Annotated in this window: 1 protein-coding gene; it reads right to left on the reverse strand. The window is 35.2% G+C overall.

Annotated features, from left to right (window positions below; translation table 11 throughout):
• Nucleotides 1-974: 974 nt before the first annotated feature.
• Complete coding sequence (locus N5O98_RS27065; RefSeq protein WP_004307507.1) at nucleotides 975-1,322, reverse strand: hypothetical protein; 348 nt, start codon at nucleotides 1,320-1,322, stop codon at nucleotides 975-977.
• Nucleotides 1,323-2,173 lie beyond the last annotated feature (851 nt).

The raw sequence follows: 2,173 nt of genomic DNA on the forward strand, positions 1-2,173 counted from the left end.
GGTCGCCATCTTCAGTTTGCAAGCAAACTAAAATGCTGCCCCTCGACTTGCATGTGTTAAGCCTGTAGCTAGCGTTCATCCTGAGCCAGGATCAAACTCTTCATTGTAAAAGTATTTTTTATCATCCATTAGGATGATCTTTTTGCTCTGTTCAGGACGCCGTAAATTTATTGACCTTATTCAAATACCTATTAGTCTTAATTGTATCACTACTGAATAAGACAAGTATTGACGGTTCTATTTTTTTACTTGTACTACTTGTATTGTTTATCAATATTTCAAAGAACTTGTTGCTTTCGTTTTTAAAAGCGGGTGCAAAGGTAAGGGCTTTATTTTTAACCACCAAACTTTTTCGGAAGTTTTTTTTAGTTTTTTCTTTTTACTCGATTTCTCTGGCTCTCTATGCGAAAGGGAAAGAATGTATGAAAGAATAACTCTTGCCAATTTTCTTTGCGAATCGGACTGCAAAGATAAGAACTTTATTTATTATAATCCAAACTTTTTCGGAAGTTTTTTGTTCTTTTCTTTAAGTGGGATTCCACTTTTTCACTAAGTCAATTTTTCAAGGCTTTCTTCTCTTGGAAAGCGGGTGCAAAAGTACGCCCTTTTGGTATACACTCCAAATATATCAAACTATTTTTTCTAATTATTTTTGAATACATTTGCTAAAGTGCTGACGCATAACGATGTTGTAGAACATATTTTTTATGTATAGGGAAATTGTGCGCGGAAACGACGAGAGGGATACACATTATTATATCACACGCGGGCGCGTGAAGGCGTGAAAAGAGAATGAAAAGAAAAAGACGAAAAAGAAAACTACAAGAAAATAGATATTAGAAAAAAGCAAGAGGATTTAGAATCAACCGTCAGAATACTTTTTCTAAGCGGTCTAACGGTTGGCTATTCCATAGGTATAGATCGGATAAATACAGAGTGGGTACTAATCAGATTCTAACTATAAAATCAGAATGTCATTCTTTTTTAGAGTTCTCTATTCGCAGGCTGACAAGTTCAACCCACTTCTTTATGCCCAAATCAAAGCCGCCTTTTTCTAACAGATGAAGGGCGCCCGCATAATGAAGGGCAGTCTCCTCCCTACTACAGCTTATCTTACAAGACAGTTTACCCAGATAGTATTCCAGCCGGGCCATTTGGATATAGTCCAATAAAGTATAATCCCCTTCGATTGACAAATCAATCAACTCCCGTATCAAAGCATAGGCTAGTTCACATTCCGTATAGGTTAAATCCGAGAGGGGTTTGTACATAACAGGATGCTGAGTCAGCTGAACAACAATTCGATTAAAGTCTCCGTACATAGGTTGCGTTTATTACCGCATCAGTTCCCGGTGGTGCGAGGGTTATAAAAAAAGAGAGCGTGGAAACTATCTATTCATGCCATATATAGGTATCCGCTAAGACCCCTTTCGTGAACATGAATGATAGCCCCACGCCCAATTGGATATATAACAAGGTTATACAGACAATAGTGCGTGAGACCTGTCATTCATTCCATTCACGAAAGTTAAAATTTAGCGGATTTTATATATGAATGTAACAAATAACCGTTCTCAATAAAATTATTAAAAAACTACTTCCTTCGCTCGAAAGTAAGTTATCACAAAAGTAGAAATAAATATCTATTAAACAAACAATTTTGACAGGAAAAACATGATAGATCAATTAATTCAGTCTATATCGCATAAAAAACACAAACCCAATATCCTACTAGAAACAATTTCTCATTTTCATTTCTCATATTCTCATAACATGCACAATAATCTTCTGTAAATCAACAATATAACACAATGAGAATAAAAATACAAAACGGCATTTCTCATAGTATGACCCGCATTTTGTACATAAAACAACCTATTTCTCATAACTTATCAAGGTATTTCTCATAGTATTTTGACTATTTATCCTATAAATTCTCAAGCTAGATCCTAAGCTAAAGACCAAGTTGAATACCAGACCATGCACCTATTTACAATATATCATCAGTGCTTATTGGAAGTATATAGAGCAGGTATCCGCATATTTTTCTACCGCAGGGCAGACGCATTAAAAATTATTTTCCTGTAAAAGTTGTGACAAATATTTTTCATCCCATCCCGCTTTTAGTCTTTTCAGATTCATGCTTCCTTTTGTTGTTTTCTCATTCTTTAGT

This window comes from Bacteroides sp. LFL-34 (genome assembly GCF_027257075.1).
GTDB lineage: Bacteria > Bacteroidota > Bacteroidia > Bacteroidales > Bacteroidaceae > Bacteroides > Bacteroides ovatus.

What these genes read in the sequence shown, in the direction of transcription:
- N5O98_RS27065 (WP_004307507.1), bottom strand. Translation starts at nt 1,322, where the DNA reads ATGTACGGAGACTTTAATCGAATTGTTGTTCAGCTGACTCAGCATCCT.